Here is a 15,687-nt window from a genome sequence, read left to right on the forward strand (position 1 = left end):
TGAATAATGATCGGTCGGGATCGCCTTAAAGATATCACCCCCTTTGTCGCCAGCGTGGAGCACGGCAGTTTTACCGCCGCCGCCGATTCGTTGCATCTGACCAGTTCAGCCATCAGCAAAAGCGTGGCAAGGCTGGAAGCCCGGCTCGGCTCGCGGCTGTTTGAACGCACCACGCGACGACTGGCGCTGACGGATGCCGGTCAGGCCTTTTATGAAACCTGTACGCGTGTGCTGAGCGAGCTGGCGGAAGCGGAATCCGTACTGGCCGCCCAGCGCGCCATTCCGGTCGGACGGCTGCGGATTGCCGTGCCCAACACCTTTGGCCGGATGCGGGTGATGCCGCTTATCAACGAATTTTGCCAGCAGAACCCGGAGATGCAGATTGCCCTCTCTTTCTCCGATCGCTTTGTCGATCTGTTTGAGGAAGGCGTGGATATCGCAATACGCATTGGCGGCTCGACAGATTTTCCGCCCTCGCTGGGCTGCCGCTTTTTGGGTAATGAAAGGCTGATCTTCTGCGCTTCGCCGGACTATCTGGCGCAGCACGGCGTGCCCGACTCTTTGCAGGCGCTGACCGAAAGGCGAGCCATTGTTTACGATCGGGTAGATGGCAGCACCAGTCCGTGGCATATCCGTTCGCCGGATGGACGAACGATAACCCGAACCCTGCCTTATCGGATGGCGTTGGGGGATGGCGAAGCCCAGGTCGCCGCCGTAGTAGCCGGACTCGGCGTGGCGCAGATGGCGACCTGGCTGCTGGAAAAAGAGTTGGCCAGCGGCGCGCTGGTACCGATCCTGCCAGAGCTGGCGGTAGAAGGTCTGCCGCTGTTTATCGTCTGGCCGCGCAGAAAGCAGCTGCTGCCGAAGATCGACGCGCTGCTTGCCACGCTGGATCGGCTGAAAATCAGTCAGTAGCGGGTTTATTTACGTTGATGCGCCACGGCACGCCGAACTTATCGATCAGCGTACCGAAACCGGCCGCCCAGAAGGTTTCTTCCCATTCCAGCGTGACCTTACCGCCAGCGGAAAGATTATCGAACCAGCGTTTGCCTTCGGCAGGATCGTTGCTCGACAGGCTGACGGCAAAACCGTTATAGCTTACCGCTTCCGCGCTGTCGCTCATTTGCAGCTCGCCGTCGCCGATGTGCAGCAGCGCGTGCATGATTTTATCATCCGCTGGCTGTTCCGCGCTTGGGCTGTTCTGTTTCTGCGGCTGCTGTTTTTTCTCCGCAGGCACGTCACCCCAGGTCATTTTAACCGTCAGTTCGGCTCCCGTGGCCTGCTGATAAAAAGCGATAGCCTCTTCACAGTTTCCCGAAAAGTATAAATAAGGCGAAAGTTGCATAACATCTCCTTCGTTTGAGGTATGTGCTGAAGAACAAGCTCGAAGAAAGTGTAGCAGGCGACTGAGATCTGGCGCTTATTACATGTTACAGGTTAATAACATATGCAAAGAAGACAAAGGATAAGCGGTTTATGAATGCCTTAAAGCAGCACAGTAACAGTAGTCGGAAAGGGACGACAAAGCGCGTCACGGCGCTTTGTCGTCGTGGCCTCAGGCTTTTCTTGTCCGACGGACGATAACTTTTTCCGTCAGCAGCTCCAGCAACAGATAGCCGGCGCACGCCGCCACAAAGGAATTAATGGTAGACACGCCCCATGCCATATTCAGTCCAATATAACCGCCCAGCAGCGTGGCCAGGATCGCGGGCCAGCCGGTAAATGTCGTTTCCGCAGGCAAACTGCCGTCGTGACCGGAACGCCGTAAGGCAAGGCTGTACTTCTTCAGCAGGAAATACTCCGTCAGCATCACGCCCAACGCTGGCGGCACAATAACGCCGAGCAAATTCAGAAAATCGACAAAGTGATCCAGAATGCCCAGCACCGACAGCGTAGTGCCCAGCACGCCCAAGGCCAGCGTGACGGGTCGATAATTTAATTTTATGCCGCTAAGGCTTTCTACGGCATTAATCACGCCAAGCGCCGAGGAGTAAAGATTCAAATCGTTGACCCTTAGCGTAGAAAAAATAACGGCAAACAGGCCAGCCGTGCCGGAAGCCAGCGTGATGATAGACATCACGTCGCCTGTATTCAGCTTACGCGCGATAAAGATCGCCAGGCCGTTGATAATGAACTCGCCCAGAACAATGGTCGCCAGCGTGACGCCGAAAACGTGGCTGCCTTTTCGCGAGTAGCGCGTCAGGTCGGGCGTCATCAGGCTGGCAAGAATGGCGCCGCCTACCACCAGCGTGATGCCCGCGTTCACCGACAGCACCTCTTTACCTGCCGGGGAAACGGCCATTGCCTGCACATGATCGGTAGCCAGCGTCTGCCAGGCAATCCAGGCGATCAGCGCAATAAAAACCGGTACGGCGATGCGTGCCGTAAAGCGCAGCGCTTTGAAACCAAACGCCACCAGCACGGTAAGAAACAGGCCGGAGATCGTTGCTGCTGTTCGGAAGCTAAGCGTATCGGAAAACGCGGCGCTCAGCGATTTGGCAAAAATCGCATTCTGTATACCAAACCAGCCTAATAAACTGATCGCCACCACGACGCCGATCAGTGCCGACCCCGTTCGGCCAAATCCGCACCAGCGCGCCAGCAAGCTGCCGGACAACCCTTCTTTCATACCGATATAGCCAAAACCAAAGGTGACCAGGCCAAATAACAGGCTGCCTACCAGAATGGCCGTCAGCGCCGCCGACAGGCTCATGCTGTCGCCCAATACCGCGCCTAACATAAATTGATCCAACGCGGTAAGCATTCCCATATGGACGATAGCCACGCTCAGAAAAGAGACGCGGTTGTGTTGTGGCACGCGTTCCAGAGGAAAATCATTGTGTTGCATAGAAAATTCCGTGTTAAATAAAGTTAATCCCTTTCTTCATCAAACGGGCAGGGATATAGTTTTCCAGATTATGAGCGATACAATATTCTTCAAATTGCTTCAACGAATGCACGTCAGCTTTCTGATATATCGTATATACCCGATTTTCAATTGTTTTTACGCTGACGTTAAAGATACTAGCGATCTCTTTTGCCGTATACCTTTGCAGCATCAGAAAGATAATATCCAGCTCGGACGGCGTAAATAATTTATTTTCCGTAGCGGTCGTCAGTACGCCAGGCTTTTTGTGATTAATAAACTTCAGCGGCGTCAGCGTATCGAGCGGTCTTGCATTCCAGATAGTGCCGATACAGTTTCCCTGTTCATCGAATACCGGCAGTTTTTCGCTGATATAAGGTGAAAGCGTTTCCCGGCCATACCAATAATGCGTTTCAATGACCGCGACTCTTCCCAAATGCTCTTCTGTCCGACGATCGTGCTCCCGCAACGCTGCCGAACATTCCGCCCAACCAGCCGGGAACTCATCATCCCAGGCACCTTCAACCGTGAATGATGCAGGCGTATTGGTATAAAGGTAAGCGGCCTTGTTCATATAAAGATGTCTGGAATCAAGGTCTTTAATACCCCAGGGCTCGTTCAGATGCTCCATCATAGCGATAAAGCTCCGAAAAGCGCTAATTTTCGCATTAGTGGGCGGCATAGCTTTTTCCGTATTATCAGAACATTTTCTGTAAATAGAACCGCGTATATTTGCCCAGGTAGCCTTCCATGCTGCCATAGACGTTGTAGCCCAGTTTCTCATAAAAGCCTTTCGCCTGAAAATCAAAGGTATCCACATAGGACATGCGACAACCGCGATTTCTGGCGACCTCTTCCGCTTTTATCATCAGCTCCCGGCCCTTACCCTGCCCGCGTGCGGCTTCGCCAACCCAGAGATACTGCACTTCTAAGCCCTGCCACCACGTCCGCGCCACCAGGCCGCCGAGGATCTGGTTTTGCTCGTCCCGCAGCGTAAGGAAAAGCGGTGTAATATCCACTTCGTCAAACTGGCTGTTATGTTTCCATAAATTATCAATAACGAACTCTTCATCCGGTAAAGAAGGATTATCCGTGACAACGATTTCCATTATTTCTCCCGTTGTAAATTAACGTCCAGTCCGCAGCCAATAACATTTTGACGATAGTAATTCAAGAGGATTTTCTACCGTGTTATTCAATGCGGGTTCGTCTTTATTATACGGAAATAAATTATAAAATAAGTAGTCATTTAATTTTCAGTCAATGCCGACACCAGGGAAATTATTACACCGTGCAACTAATCAGATTGCATCTAATCTGACGCAAAAATTAAGAGGCACGTCTTTTCTGAAATAACAGACACCTCCTGGAGCAGCACGCTAAAAATAGCGGGAGGACTAAAAAATAAAGCAAAAAAAAACGGCCAGTTTGCTGGCCGTTTTCGATCGTAAAGTCGCTTATTTCACTTCAGTCAGCTTCTCAATATCCACGCTGCCCTGCTGTTCAGCGTCGTTTTTACGCACTTTCGCCACGTCGCTGGCGCTAACCTGCTCTTTGGCCGTATTGCCCCAGCTGGTGCGGATAAAGTTCACCACGTCGGCGACCTGCTGGTCGTTCAGCCGCCAGCCGAAAGCCGGCATGGTGATGGCAGAAGGGGCACCCTTCACGCCCGGTAGCGTCGCGCCGCTGATAACGATATGGATAAGCGAGGTTGGATCTTCCGCCAGCACCACAGGATTGCCGCTCAGCTGCGGGAAGAAGCGCTTATAGCCGCTGCCGTCCGTTTTATGGCAGGCCGCGCAGCTGTCGACGTACACCGACGCGCCCGGTTTGCTGTCGTCGCCCTTCCACAGCGCCTTCGCTACCTTGTCATCCGGCGTAAAGCCGACCTGATTTAAGTCTTTCGCGCCCAGGGATTTCAGATAGCGCGCAATGGCGGTGATATCTTCGTCGCTTAAATGCTGCAAACTGTGCTGCACCACTTCGGTCATGCCGCCAAAGGCCGCGGTACGATCGTTGCGGCCATAGCGCAGGAACTGCGTCAGATCGTCTTCGCTCCAGCGGCCCAGTCCGTCACGGCTGTCGCCGCGCAGGTTGTTAGCGGTAAAGCCGTCAATCGGCGAGCTGCTGCCGGAAAGGTAGTCGCTGCCTTCGCCGTCGTTCAACGCTTTTTCCTGCATGGTCAGGCTACGCGGGGTATGACAGGCGCCGCAGTGGCCCAGGCCTTCCACCAGATACTGACCGCGAGCCAGCACCGCATCCTGCCCTTTAATCGCCTGGAAAGCTTTTACGTCCGGTGCAAACAGCCCGCGCCAGATCGACAGCGGCCAGCGCATCGACAGCGGCCAAGGAATGTCGCTTTTCCTGTTTTCGGCCTCAACCGGCTTCACGCCATGCATAAAGTAGGCGTAAAGCGCGTGCATATCCTCATCGTTAACCACGGCATAGGAAGGATAAGGCATCGCCGGGTAGAGCGTGTCGCCGTTCTTCGCTACGCCGTGGCGTACCGCTTTCTGAAAGTCGTCATAGCTGTAATCGCCAATGCCGGTTTTCTTATCGGGCGTGATGTTGGTGGAGTAAATCTTGCCAATGGGCGTCGCCATCGCCAGCCCGCCGGCAAAAGATTCGCCACCCATTTTGGTATGGCAGGCCACGCAGTCGCCCGCGCGCGCCAGATACTCGCCGCGCTTGATCAGATCGGCGCCGTTATCCTCCGCCGCCGCAACAAAGGTGGTCATACCCAGCATCAGAGCCGGGATCAGCATTTTCATCATGGTCATCCTTACGCCTGCACCAACGGACCTGGACTTGGAAGGTACTGTTCACGAATCGCTTTCGCTGACCAGTAGGTCAACGCCGCCACCATGCCGGTCGGGTTGTAGCCCAGACCCTGCGGGAAGGCGGACGCGCCCGGAACAAACACGTTCGGCACATCCCAGCTTTGCAGATAGCGGTTAACCGCGCTGGTTTTCGGATCTTCGCCCATGATCGCGCCGCCGTTCATATGCGTGGTCTGATACACGGTGGTGTCGAAATGCGTACCCGGCATTTTCGGCGCGCCGCTGATCAGTTTCGGGTTCATCGCTTCGGCGATTTTGTGCATCCGGCCATGCATAAACTGCGACATTTTGATGTCGTTTTCCTGCCAGTCGAAGGTCATACGCAGCAGCGGCTGGCCGAAGGCATCCTTGTAGTTCGGATCCAGATCCAGATAGTTGTTGCGATAGGACTGGTGCGCGCCGTGCGCGTCCATCGAGACATGATGCGTATAGTGATCGGCGACCGCCGCTTTCCACTTGCTGCCCCAGCCTGGCGTGCCCGGCGGCGTCGGCAGGCCGGAGATCGGCTTCACGCCCGCCTGGTTAACCCAGAACGGCGAGCCGCCGACAAAGCCATATTTGCCGTGGTCGAAGTTATCCGCGTTGAAGTCGTCCACGCCCACGCCCGCGCCGCCCGCGCCGATAAAGTTGTTGGTAAAGACGTCTTTATCAAAGAAGGCCTTGATGGTGGAAATATTCTGATAGGCAAAGTTACGGCCTACGGTGCCTTCGTTAGTGACCGGATCGTAAGGCTTGCCGATGCCGGACAGCAGCATCAGGTGCACGTTATGGAACTGGAAGGCGGACAGGATCACCAGGTCGGCGGGCTGCTCGATCTGGCGGCCAAGCGCATCGACATAGGTCACGCCGGTAGCGCGCTTTTTGTCGTCGGTCAGGTTGACGCGCAGCACGTTGGCGTTTTCGCGCAGCTCAAACTTCGCTTCCTGACGTAGCGCAGGCAGCACGTTAACGTTCGGCGACGCTTTGGAATACATATAGCAGGCGTAGCCGCTGCAATAGCCGCAGAAGTTGCACGGCCCCATCTGCGCGCCGTAGGTGTTGGTGTACGGGCCGGAAGTATTGGCGGAAGGCAGATCGTAAGGATGATAGCCAACGGATTCAGCGGCCTGCGCGAACAGCTGCGCGGAGAAGGTTCGCTTCTGCGCGGGCAGCGGGAACTTGTCGGAGCGATCCGGCGCGAACGGGTTGCCGCGTCCCTGCTGGCCGACGACTTTGCCCTTAACGCGCCATTCCGAGCCGGAGGTGCCAAACACTTTTTCGGCCTTATCAAAAAACGGCTCCAGCTCGTCATAGGTGACGCCGAAATCCTGAATGGTCATGCCCTCAGGAATAAACTTTTTGCCGTAGCGCTCTTCATAGTGGCTGCGCATCCGCAGCTCGATCGGATCGACGCGGAAATGCACGCCTGACCAGTGCAGGCCCGCGCCGCCGGTGCCGGTGCCGGGTAAAAACGCGGCAAGCTGGCGATAGGGCTGCGCGGTCTGCGCCGAGTTATGGCGGATGGTCACGGTGCTTTTGGAGAGATCCTGGAACAGCTTTTTACGGATGTTATAGGTCAGCTCATCAATAACCTGCGGATACGCGCCGTCAGGATAGGTGTCGCGATGCGGGCCACGCTCCAGCGCAACCACGTTCAGGCCCGCTTCGGTCAGCTCTTTCGCCATGATCGATCCCGCCCAGCCGAAGCCTACGATCACCGCATCTACTTTTTTCATTACGTTTGCCATGCTTATGCTCTTTCCCCACGAATCGACACCGGCGGGAACGGATAGCGCTCGCCCCGTTCAACCCAGTCCATAAAATCAGCGCGCGCGCCCGGAAAGCCGATCAGCTTCCAGCCGACCATATTCTGATTGCCGCCATGCACAGGATCGCTGAAGAAGCCTTCGCGCGTGTTCTGTAACAGGAAAGAGAAGAAAACCTTAGCCGGAACCTGTTTGAATTCGGCTTTGCCGGCTTCAAAGGCCTGTAGCAATGCGTCCTGCTGGTCGTGGCTCAGGTCGGCGAACGCTTTGCCGTGCTGCGCTTTGGAGAAAGCATCCGCGTCCGCCAGGCCCAGGCGGTAAATATCGCGCGGGATCAGCGGGTACTGATAGCCCAGCTCTTTGTCGGCATCGGGATGGAAAGGCCCCTGCATATACCAGTTGGAACCGGTCGCGTAAGGCGTGTTCATCTGACGATCGATATATTCCGGCACGCCCGCTTCCAGCGCGCCGGGGCCGCGTTCGTCGGCAGGGATCAGGCGCGCCACGGCCGCCTTAATAAAAGCGTACTCTTCCGGGGTAAACCAGGTGGGCTGGTAATCGCGGGCCTGCTGCGGCCCTGCAGGCTCGGGCGCGGCTACGGCTGCGGCTGGCGCGGTTAACGCGCCCAGGCCCGTGCTGCCAATCGCCACGGCGGGCGCAAGCGTAATGGTTCTCAGCAGAAAGTCCCTGCGGGAGCTTCCGATCGTTTCTTTTGACATGACATTGCCTTTTAAAATGGCCTGGTTGTTCGGCTGTAAGCATTCGTGATGGGAGACCCGCTAGCCTGTTTTTTTATAAAAATCGGGCGCTAGCGTGATCTGAATCAATGTTACCGGTAACAATTTATGGATTTTAACAGGAATCGGCGCAAAAAATTAGCGTAAATAAACAAAATGGCACAATTTCATTAACAACCAGGCAGGCGGAAAGAGAGAGGCACGTCACCAGAGAGGGCCAGCGTGCAGCCTGGCGTTGTAAGGGATGAGCTACTGAAGAACGCGCGGCCGCAGCAGAACCAGCACGCAGCCTGGCGTTGTGGTGGTTAAGCCGCAGAAAAGCACGCGGCAGCAGAACCAGCGCGCAGCCTGGCGTTGTAAGGGATAAGCTACTGAAGAACGCGCGGCAGCAGAACCAGCGCGCAGCCTGGCGTTGTAAGGGATAAGCTACTGAAGAACGCGCGGCCGCAGAAGGCCAGCGCCTTATGATGGATGAGCCGCAGAAGGCCAGCTTGTCACATTGCGCGCGAATGATTTAGCCAAAGGCGCGCGCAAGACCAGCGCGCAGCACGACGCCCTGGTGGATAAGCTACGCGGCGATCGTAGCCATAACGCTGTTCAGGACCGGGCCGCTAAGGGTGAACCTGGCCGTCGCGCTTTTCGTCCAGGCCAAACAGCTTCAGCCGCGTCTCCGACGGCTGCGGGCGGCCAAAATAATACCCCTGGAACAGCGTGCAGCCTTCGATTTTCAGCTGCTCGAACTGCTCGCTGCTCTCCACCCCTTCCGCCGTGATTTGAATATCCAGGCTGCGGCTCATGCCCGTAATGGCCCGGATAATGGCCAGCGCCTCGCGGCTCTCTTTCATATCGTTGATAAACGACTTGTCGATTTTGATCTTATCGAACGGGAAAGAACGCAGATAGCTGAGCGACGAGTAGCCGGTGCCGAAGTCATCCAGCGCGATGCGCACGCCCAGCTTTTTCAGCTTTTGCAGAATGCGGATATTGACCAGGGTGTTGTCCAGCAGCACCGACTCCGTGATCTCCACTTCCAGCCGGTGCGGGGCCAGTCCGGAATCCTTCAGCGCCGCTTCCACTACCGACACCAGCGAACTGTTTTTAAACTGGAGCGGCGAAAGGTTGACCGCCACGCTCTGATGCGCCGGCCACTTCGCTGCCTCGCGGCAGGCTTCGTACAGCGCGAAGGCGCCAAGCGAGTGGATCAGCCCGGTTTCTTCCGCCACGGGAATAAAGTCCAGCGGCATAATCAGCCCCTGTTTCGGATGGTGCCAGCGCATCAGCGCTTCGTAGCTGATGATCTCCTGGCCCAGACTATCGGTAATCGGCTGGTAATACAGCTTGAGATGGCGATGGGTCATTGCCTCGCGCAGATCGGTTTCAATCATGCGGCGCTTGCTGGCGGCTTCGCCCATTTCGCTGGAGAAATGCTCAAAGCGGTTGCGGCCGTTGCGTTTGGCTTCGTACAGCGCCATATCGGCACAGCGCAGCAGCTCGGCGGGGGTGGTCAGACCGCCTGCGACAATAGAAATGCCGATGCTCAGCCCTACCGTCAGGCTATGTCCGTCGACGTTGAAGGTCGGACGGATCGCCTCAATCAGCCTTTGCGCCACCGCTTCGGCTTCCTGTAAATGCGTCAGGCCCGGCAGTACGATAGAGAATTCATCGCCGCCGTTGCGCGCCAGCGTATCCTGTTCACGCAGCACGCCGCGCAAACGGCTGGCGACGGCGCGCAGCAGATCGTCGCCGACCTGATGGCCCAGCGCGTCGTTGACGTTCTTGAAGTTATCCAGATCCAGACAGAGCGCCGCCGTCTGTTTACCATTATCGAAATCGCAGCGCAGCGCCTCGTTCAGCCGCTGGCTGAACAGCACGCGGTTCGGCAGGCTGGTCAGGTTATCGTGATGCGCCATATGATGAATGCGCGCATCAGCCGCGCGCTGATCGGTAACGTCGTCAGCAATCAGCAGCACGTAGTTAGTATGGGCGTCGTTGCCGTTAATAATCGAGGCCGAAGCGTTGATGATCCGTTCGCCGCCACGGGTACGCAACAGCTGCTCGTTTTTATGCACGCCTTCATTGCGCTGTGCGGCGGTCGCCAGCTGAGAAAAATAGCCGCTCAGCTCTGAGGGCATGTAATCGTCCAGCCTTTTGCCGGCAAGCTCCTTCATTTTTACGCCCAGCAGCTGCTCCGCTTTGCTGTTCAGCAGCAGCACCTCGCGCGATACCACGTCTTCCACTATCACGCAGCAGGGAATATTGCCGATAATGGTGTCGAGAAACTTCGACAGCGCGGCCATCTTATTGCTGTTCTGCTCTGCCAGATCTTTTGCCCGCAGGATCTGCTGTTCGTACTCGCGCAGTTCAGTGCAGTCGCGGGTAATTTTGGCAAAGCCAAGCAGGCGGCCTTCTTTAGTATGAATCGCTTCGATCACCACGTGCGCCCAGAAGGCGCTGCCGTCTTTGCGATAGCGCCAGCCCTGATCTTCAAAACGCCCAACGCTTTGCGCAATCGCCAGGTTTTTGTCGGGCAGGCAGGCAAAGCGATCCTGCGCGCTGTAAAAGCAGGAGAAGTGTTCGCCGACGATTTCCTCCGCCGTATAGCCTTTGGCGCGATGCGCGCCGGCATTCCAGTTCACCACATGGCCCTGGGGATCGAGCATATAGATGGCGTAGTCGGTGACGCCCTCCACCAGCAGACGGAACACCTGTTCTCTTTCGCGCTGTTCTTGCAGCACGCGCTGTTGTTCAGTGCAGTCGCGGGTGATTTTGGCATAGCCGATTAGCCTGCCATCGTCGTCGTGCACGGCGTCAATGACCACGTGCGCCCAGAAAGAGGTGCCGTCTTTACGATAGCGCCAGCCCTGCTCTTCGAATCGGCCGGTACGGTAGGCGGTTTTCAGGTTGGTTTCCGGGAGCTTAGCCAGCCGGTCTTGCGTGCTGTAAAAGCAGGAGAAGTGTTTGCCGACGATTTCTTCCGCCGTATAGCCTTTGGAACGCCTTGCGCCTTCGTTCCAGTTCACCACATAGCCGTCGGGATCGAGCATGTAGATGGCGTAATCGACCACGCCTTCGACCAGCAGACGGAATTTCTGCTCCTGGGCGCGCTGTTCGGCAAGCTGAGCCTGCTGTTCGGTGCAGTCGCGGGTAATTTTGGCGAAGCCGATTAGCCCGCCGTCGTCGTCGTGCACGGCGTCAATCACCACATGCGCCCAGAAAGCGCTGCCGTCTTTGCGGTAGCGCCAGCCTTCGGTTTCAAAACGTCCTTTTTCGCGGGCGATGGCCAGGCCGCGCTGCGGCAGACCTTTTTCTCTGTCTTCCGCACTGTAAAAACAGTCAAAATTTCTGCCGATAATTTCATCCGGCAGATAGCCTTTCGCCCGCTCCGCGCCCGCGTTCCAGTTGGCTACGGTGCCGTCAGGTTTCAGCATATAAATGGCGTAGCCGACCACGCTTTGCACCAGCAGTCGGTACATCACATCATTATTTTCGTTCATTTTCTTTCCGCCTGAGGGACGCTGCCCCGAAGAAGGCCTGGCCTGCAGATAAGCGGCCCTCCGCTGCAGGCCCGCCTTTTCTGAAGCAATCCCGCGCCGCTATTCCCTGTAAAACCTTGCTGTATCAGGCTCCGCTGCCTGAAAGTGCCTTATCGTTATCGGCCTCGTTTAAATAACATTCAGCATTTATTTTGCCGGGCCAGGGCGGGGAGGACTATGCAGGGTTGAACGCGTGGCTGCAACCCGCGATCGCTACAATCCCGGGATAAGATGTTTGCAGAATATTAAAATAATGGCCTGTAATTTATTAACGCTTCGCGACCGCTATTCACGTTAATGACTGGCGTAACGGAAACACCCGCCTGTTGCAAAGGCGGCGGTCAGACATCAGCGGATACAAAACCGGTAAGACCATTAACGAGTAATCGCGTTAGATGGTGGCCTTACCGTTCTGGAGTCGCTATGTTTAAATCCTTTTTCCCCCGCCCCGCGCTGTTCTTCAGCAGCGCCGCCGTCTGGTGCGCGATCGCCATTCTCGTCTGGTTTGCCGGCGGCAGGCAGTTTCTTACCTCATTCGCCCATGCCGGCCCGCTGCCAAATAACGCCTTGCGCTTTATCGCGCCTTCCGCCCTCGCTTTTTATCTTTATTATTTTGCGGCTTTCGCCCTGTTCGCCGGGTTCTGGCGCGTGTTCAGTCCGCATCCCTGGCAAAATTGGTCGGTAAACGGTTCGGCGCTGATTATTTTTGTAACCTGGTTTTCGGTGCAGATGAACGTTGCTATCAACGCCTGGTATGAGCCGTTTTACGATCTGATCCAGCGCGCGCTGACCCATCCCAATTCGGTACCGATCGCCACGCTTTATCAGCAGCTGATCGGCTTTCTCAGCATTGCGCTGATCGCCGTGCTGGTGGATGTGCTGAATATGTTCTTTATCAGCCACTATGTTTTCCGCTGGCGCACGGCGATGAACAACTATTATATGGCGCACTGGTCGCGGCTGCGCGGCATTGAAGGCGCGGCGCAGCGCGTGCAGGAAGACACCATGCGCTTCGCCTCGACGCTGGAGGATATGGGCGTCAGCCTGATTAACGCTGTTATGACGCTTATCGCTTTTTTGCCGGTGTTGATTGGGCTATCGGTGCATGTGAAAAACGTGCCGCTGCTGGGTGACCTGCCCTACGCGCTGGTGATTGCCGTGGTGCTCTGGTCGCTGCTGGGCACCGGGCTGCTGGCCGCCGTCGGCATCAGGCTACCGGGCCTGTCGTTTCGTAATCAGCGGGTGGAGGCGGGCTACCGTAAAGAACTGGTCTATGGCGAAGACGATCCCGCACGCGCCAGTCCGCCCACGGTGCAAAATTTGTTCGGGCTGATCCGTAAAAACTATTTCCGGCTCTACTTTCACTATCTCTATTTTAATATCGCCCGCTCGCTCTATTTGCAGCTGGACGCCGTTTTCGGCCTGGTGGTGCTGTTCCCTTCTATTGTCACCGCCGCCATTACCTTCGGGCTGCTCCAGCAGATCAATAACGTATTTGAACAGGTGCGCGGCGCCTTTCAGTATCTGGTTTATTCGTGGAGCACGCTGGTTGAGCTGTTGTCTATTTATAAACGTCTGCGGCTGTTTGAACAGGTACTGGACAGGGAAGCGGAGGGAGAGCTTTAACAGGGCGCGGAAGGAACCGCGCCCCGGAAGGGCCGCTTATTGTTGCGCGGCCAGCCTGGCGAAGACCTGCTCTACCGCGTAAGCGCCCGGATCCTTCACGCCGTGCAGGCTTTCCTGGTTAAGGTAAGACGAGCGGCCCGCCTGCGCTTTGCTCATCTGCGCCGTTTTTTCCGCGCCCGCTTTTGCCGCCTGCGCCGCCTCTTCTCTACTTTTACCCGCCGTCAGCGCGGCAAAGGCCGGATCCAGCGCGTCAATCATGGTGCGATCGCCCGGCCGCGCGCCGCCGTAGTGCTGCATCCGTTCCAGCCCGTAGCTCAGCGCCTGCGGCAGCGCCTCGCCTTCTTCCAGCTTCTGTCCGGCGGCGGTAAACATAATCGACATCAGCACGCCGCTGGATCCGCCCATCACCACCGCCAGCTCTTCGCCAATCAGCGTTAGCAGGTTTTCTGGCTCGTTCAGCGGCAGCCTGTTCGCTTCCAGCTCGGCGAGGATTTTTTTCGCCCCGGCGGCAAAGGTCGAGCCGGTGTCGCCATCGCCCACTTTGGCATCCAGCTGGTTAAGCTCGGTCTCCAGCTCTGCCAGCGTGCGGCAAACGGTAGCAACTATGGCGGCCGTTGATGCATTTTCCGAAGGCGCAAAATGCTGCTGCCGCGCGACTTTTTCGCCCTGGCGCGTATTAAGCGGCGCAGGCTTGCTCGCGGGCTGCCAGCCGCTGGCCTCAACCGGCGCCTGCAACGCTTCCGCCAGCGCGTCGGTCAGCAGCAGCGTCGACAGCGAAAAGCCTTTCATATCCAGCGCGCTAACCAGCGTCGCCGGGCCAATCAGTAGATCGACCTGTTTTCCCAGCGGCGAACGCAGCACCTCGCGCGTCAGCACCGCCATTTCCAGCGAAGAGAATCCGCCCAGGTTATTGATTAACAGCGCCGTTTTTTTATTGTCCGGATTGTGCTCCGCCAGCTTCGCCGCCATCAGCGCAACGATCTCGCGGCTGTCCTGCGTTTTCAGCGTAGAGGCGCCCGGTTCGCCATGAATGCCCATGCCTAACTCGCTTTGGCCTTCTTTAACCCGCTCGTCCCGCTTTTCGCCGGGCACATGGCAGCTGCTGAAGGCCAGACCAAGGCTGGCGGTGGCGGCAATGGCTTCGTTGGCCGCTGCCATCACCTCCTCCAGCGATTTTCCGCTGGCGGCGGCGTAACCGGCGACTTTATGGATCAGCGCCGTACCGGCAATCCCGCGCGGCTGCGGATTATCCGGCAGCGCGATATCATCGGTCACCATCACCAGCTCGACCTTAAAGCCCAGCTTTTTGGCTTTTTCCGCCGCCAGGCCGAAGTTCAGCCGATCGCCCGTGTAGTTTTTAACGATCAGCAGGCAGCCTTTTTCACCCGTGACGTTGATGATAGCGCTGAGTACCGCCTCCACGCTCGGCGAGGCGAAGATATCGCCACAGACGGCCGCGGTCAGCATTCCTTTTCCGACAAAGCCCACGTGGGCCGGTTCATGCCCGGAGCCGCCGCCGGAAATCAGCGCTACGTCCTTTTTATCCCAGTCGTTACGCACCACCACCCGAATATCGGGGCCGGCGTCAAGCAGGCTAAGGCTGTGCCACGGGTTGCCGATCAGCGCGCCTTCAATGGCTTCACTGACCAAATCGCTTTTTTGATGCATGAAAAACTGACTCATAAATCTGTTTTCTCCTGGCTGAAAAGAGCGGACTGAGTCACTAACTGTAGTTGAATTCCTGCGGCGGCCGCGCAGGAAACAGGCAGGGCAAGGAGAAAGGCAGTAACTTAAAATGGACGTGATTTCCCTTTTTTCAGCAACAAACGTTGGTAAAAGCTAACGGAAAAACAACAGAATATTTTATATTTTTTATCACTTTTTGCCGTGGGAGAGTCGTTGCCCTTCTGGTCGGGCCTCTGCGTACCCGCCACAGGAAAACTCCGAATAACCGAAAACAGTACCATGATTACTAAAGAATTTATTATTTCAAACCCCGGCATTATTCCTAATTGTTTCTCTGCGCTGGTTTTGAGATTGCAGTATATCAGTCAATTATTATACAGTTTTGGTTATCGTTCTGCGGCGTTCGGGAAAGCTTCTTTTATCCGACAGCGCTTTCCCCCTTAACGCAGACGATCCCCCTCTGTAGCAGGATAAGCTTCACCACGCCACCACCAGGGCGTTATGCGGAGCAGGTCGCAAGGCCTGCTCTTTTTTATCGCTGTTTTGGCTGTAAAAAGCCCGGAGGGGCCGCCCGCCTTAAAGCGTTATATCCGTGGAGAGAGCGTAAAACAGGCGTTGCCACCGCGTTTTCGGCCAGGCACCTGGGCAGGAGAA

The 15,687-nt window shown here is 56.4% G+C and carries 11 protein-coding genes; 2 read left to right on the top strand and 9 right to left on the bottom strand.

Annotation, left to right across the window (positions count from 1 at the left end):
* Nucleotides 1-6: 6 nt before the first annotated feature.
* A complete protein-coding gene (locus QZH36_RS12355; RefSeq protein ID WP_445235125.1) occupies nucleotides 7-915 on the top strand; it encodes a LysR family transcriptional regulator in 909 nt (302 codons plus the stop codon).
* Here QZH36_RS12355 and yjdN read toward each other — a convergent pair.
* From yjdN to QZH36_RS12395, 8 genes are all read right to left on the bottom strand, one after another.
* Entirely contained in the window at nucleotides 905-1,345 is a 441-nt protein-coding gene (gene yjdN / locus QZH36_RS12360) for a VOC family metalloprotein YjdN (RefSeq protein ID WP_125290238.1), read from the bottom strand. The genes QZH36_RS12355 and yjdN overlap by 11 nt on opposite strands.
* 210 nt (nucleotides 1,346-1,555) lie before the next feature.
* Nucleotides 1,556-2,848: a cytosine permease gene (locus tag QZH36_RS12365; protein ID WP_301730333.1), complete on the bottom strand. Its 1,293-nt coding sequence runs from the start codon at nucleotides 2,846-2,848 to the stop codon at nucleotides 1,556-1,558.
* Nucleotides 2,849-2,861: 13 nt separating this feature from the next.
* Nucleotides 2,862-3,548: a helix-turn-helix transcriptional regulator gene (locus tag QZH36_RS12370; RefSeq protein ID WP_301730377.1), complete on the bottom strand. Its 687-nt coding sequence runs from the start codon at nucleotides 3,546-3,548 to the stop codon at nucleotides 2,862-2,864.
* A 16-nt stretch (nucleotides 3,549-3,564) separates the two neighbouring features.
* Nucleotides 3,565-3,975, bottom strand: a complete 411-nt coding sequence (locus QZH36_RS12375; protein ID WP_301730334.1) for a GNAT family N-acetyltransferase — start codon at nucleotides 3,973-3,975, stop codon at nucleotides 3,565-3,567.
* Between the two features lie 348 nt (nucleotides 3,976-4,323).
* A complete protein-coding gene (locus QZH36_RS12380; protein ID WP_370734837.1) occupies nucleotides 4,324-5,637 on the bottom strand; it encodes a c-type cytochrome in 1,314 nt (437 codons plus the stop codon).
* 11 nt (nucleotides 5,638-5,648) lie between these two features.
* Nucleotides 5,649-7,433, bottom strand: coding sequence for a GMC family oxidoreductase (locus tag QZH36_RS12385; protein ID WP_253456038.1), 1,785 nt, complete (start codon nucleotides 7,431-7,433; stop codon nucleotides 5,649-5,651).
* Nucleotides 7,434-7,435: 2 nt separating this feature from the next.
* Nucleotides 7,436-8,170 carry a gluconate 2-dehydrogenase subunit 3 family protein gene (locus QZH36_RS12390; RefSeq protein WP_301730335.1) on the bottom strand — a complete coding sequence of 245 codons (735 nt, stop codon included), beginning with the start codon at nucleotides 8,168-8,170 and terminating at the stop codon, nucleotides 7,436-7,438.
* 629 nt (nucleotides 8,171-8,799) lie between these two features.
* A complete protein-coding gene (locus tag QZH36_RS12395; RefSeq protein WP_301252137.1) occupies nucleotides 8,800-11,682 on the bottom strand; it encodes an EAL domain-containing protein in 2,883 nt (960 codons plus the stop codon).
* A gap of 462 nt (nucleotides 11,683-12,144) precedes the next feature.
* Between QZH36_RS12395 and sbmA the strand changes: the two genes are divergently transcribed.
* Nucleotides 12,145-13,347, top strand: a complete 1,203-nt coding sequence (sbmA, locus tag QZH36_RS12400; protein WP_253456047.1) for a peptide antibiotic transporter SbmA — start codon at nucleotides 12,145-12,147, stop codon at nucleotides 13,345-13,347.
* 36 nt (nucleotides 13,348-13,383) lie between these two features.
* On the opposite strand, the gene QZH36_RS12405 is transcribed toward sbmA, so the two are convergent.
* A complete protein-coding gene (locus tag QZH36_RS12405) occupies nucleotides 13,384-15,030 on the bottom strand; it encodes a dihydroxyacetone kinase subunit DhaK (protein ID WP_253456050.1) in 1,647 nt (548 codons plus the stop codon).
* Nucleotides 15,031-15,687: the final 657 nt, after the last annotated feature.

This window comes from Erwinia wuhanensis (assembly GCF_030484085.1).
GTDB classification, from domain to species: Bacteria; Pseudomonadota; Gammaproteobacteria; order Enterobacterales; family Enterobacteriaceae; genus Erwinia; species Erwinia aeris.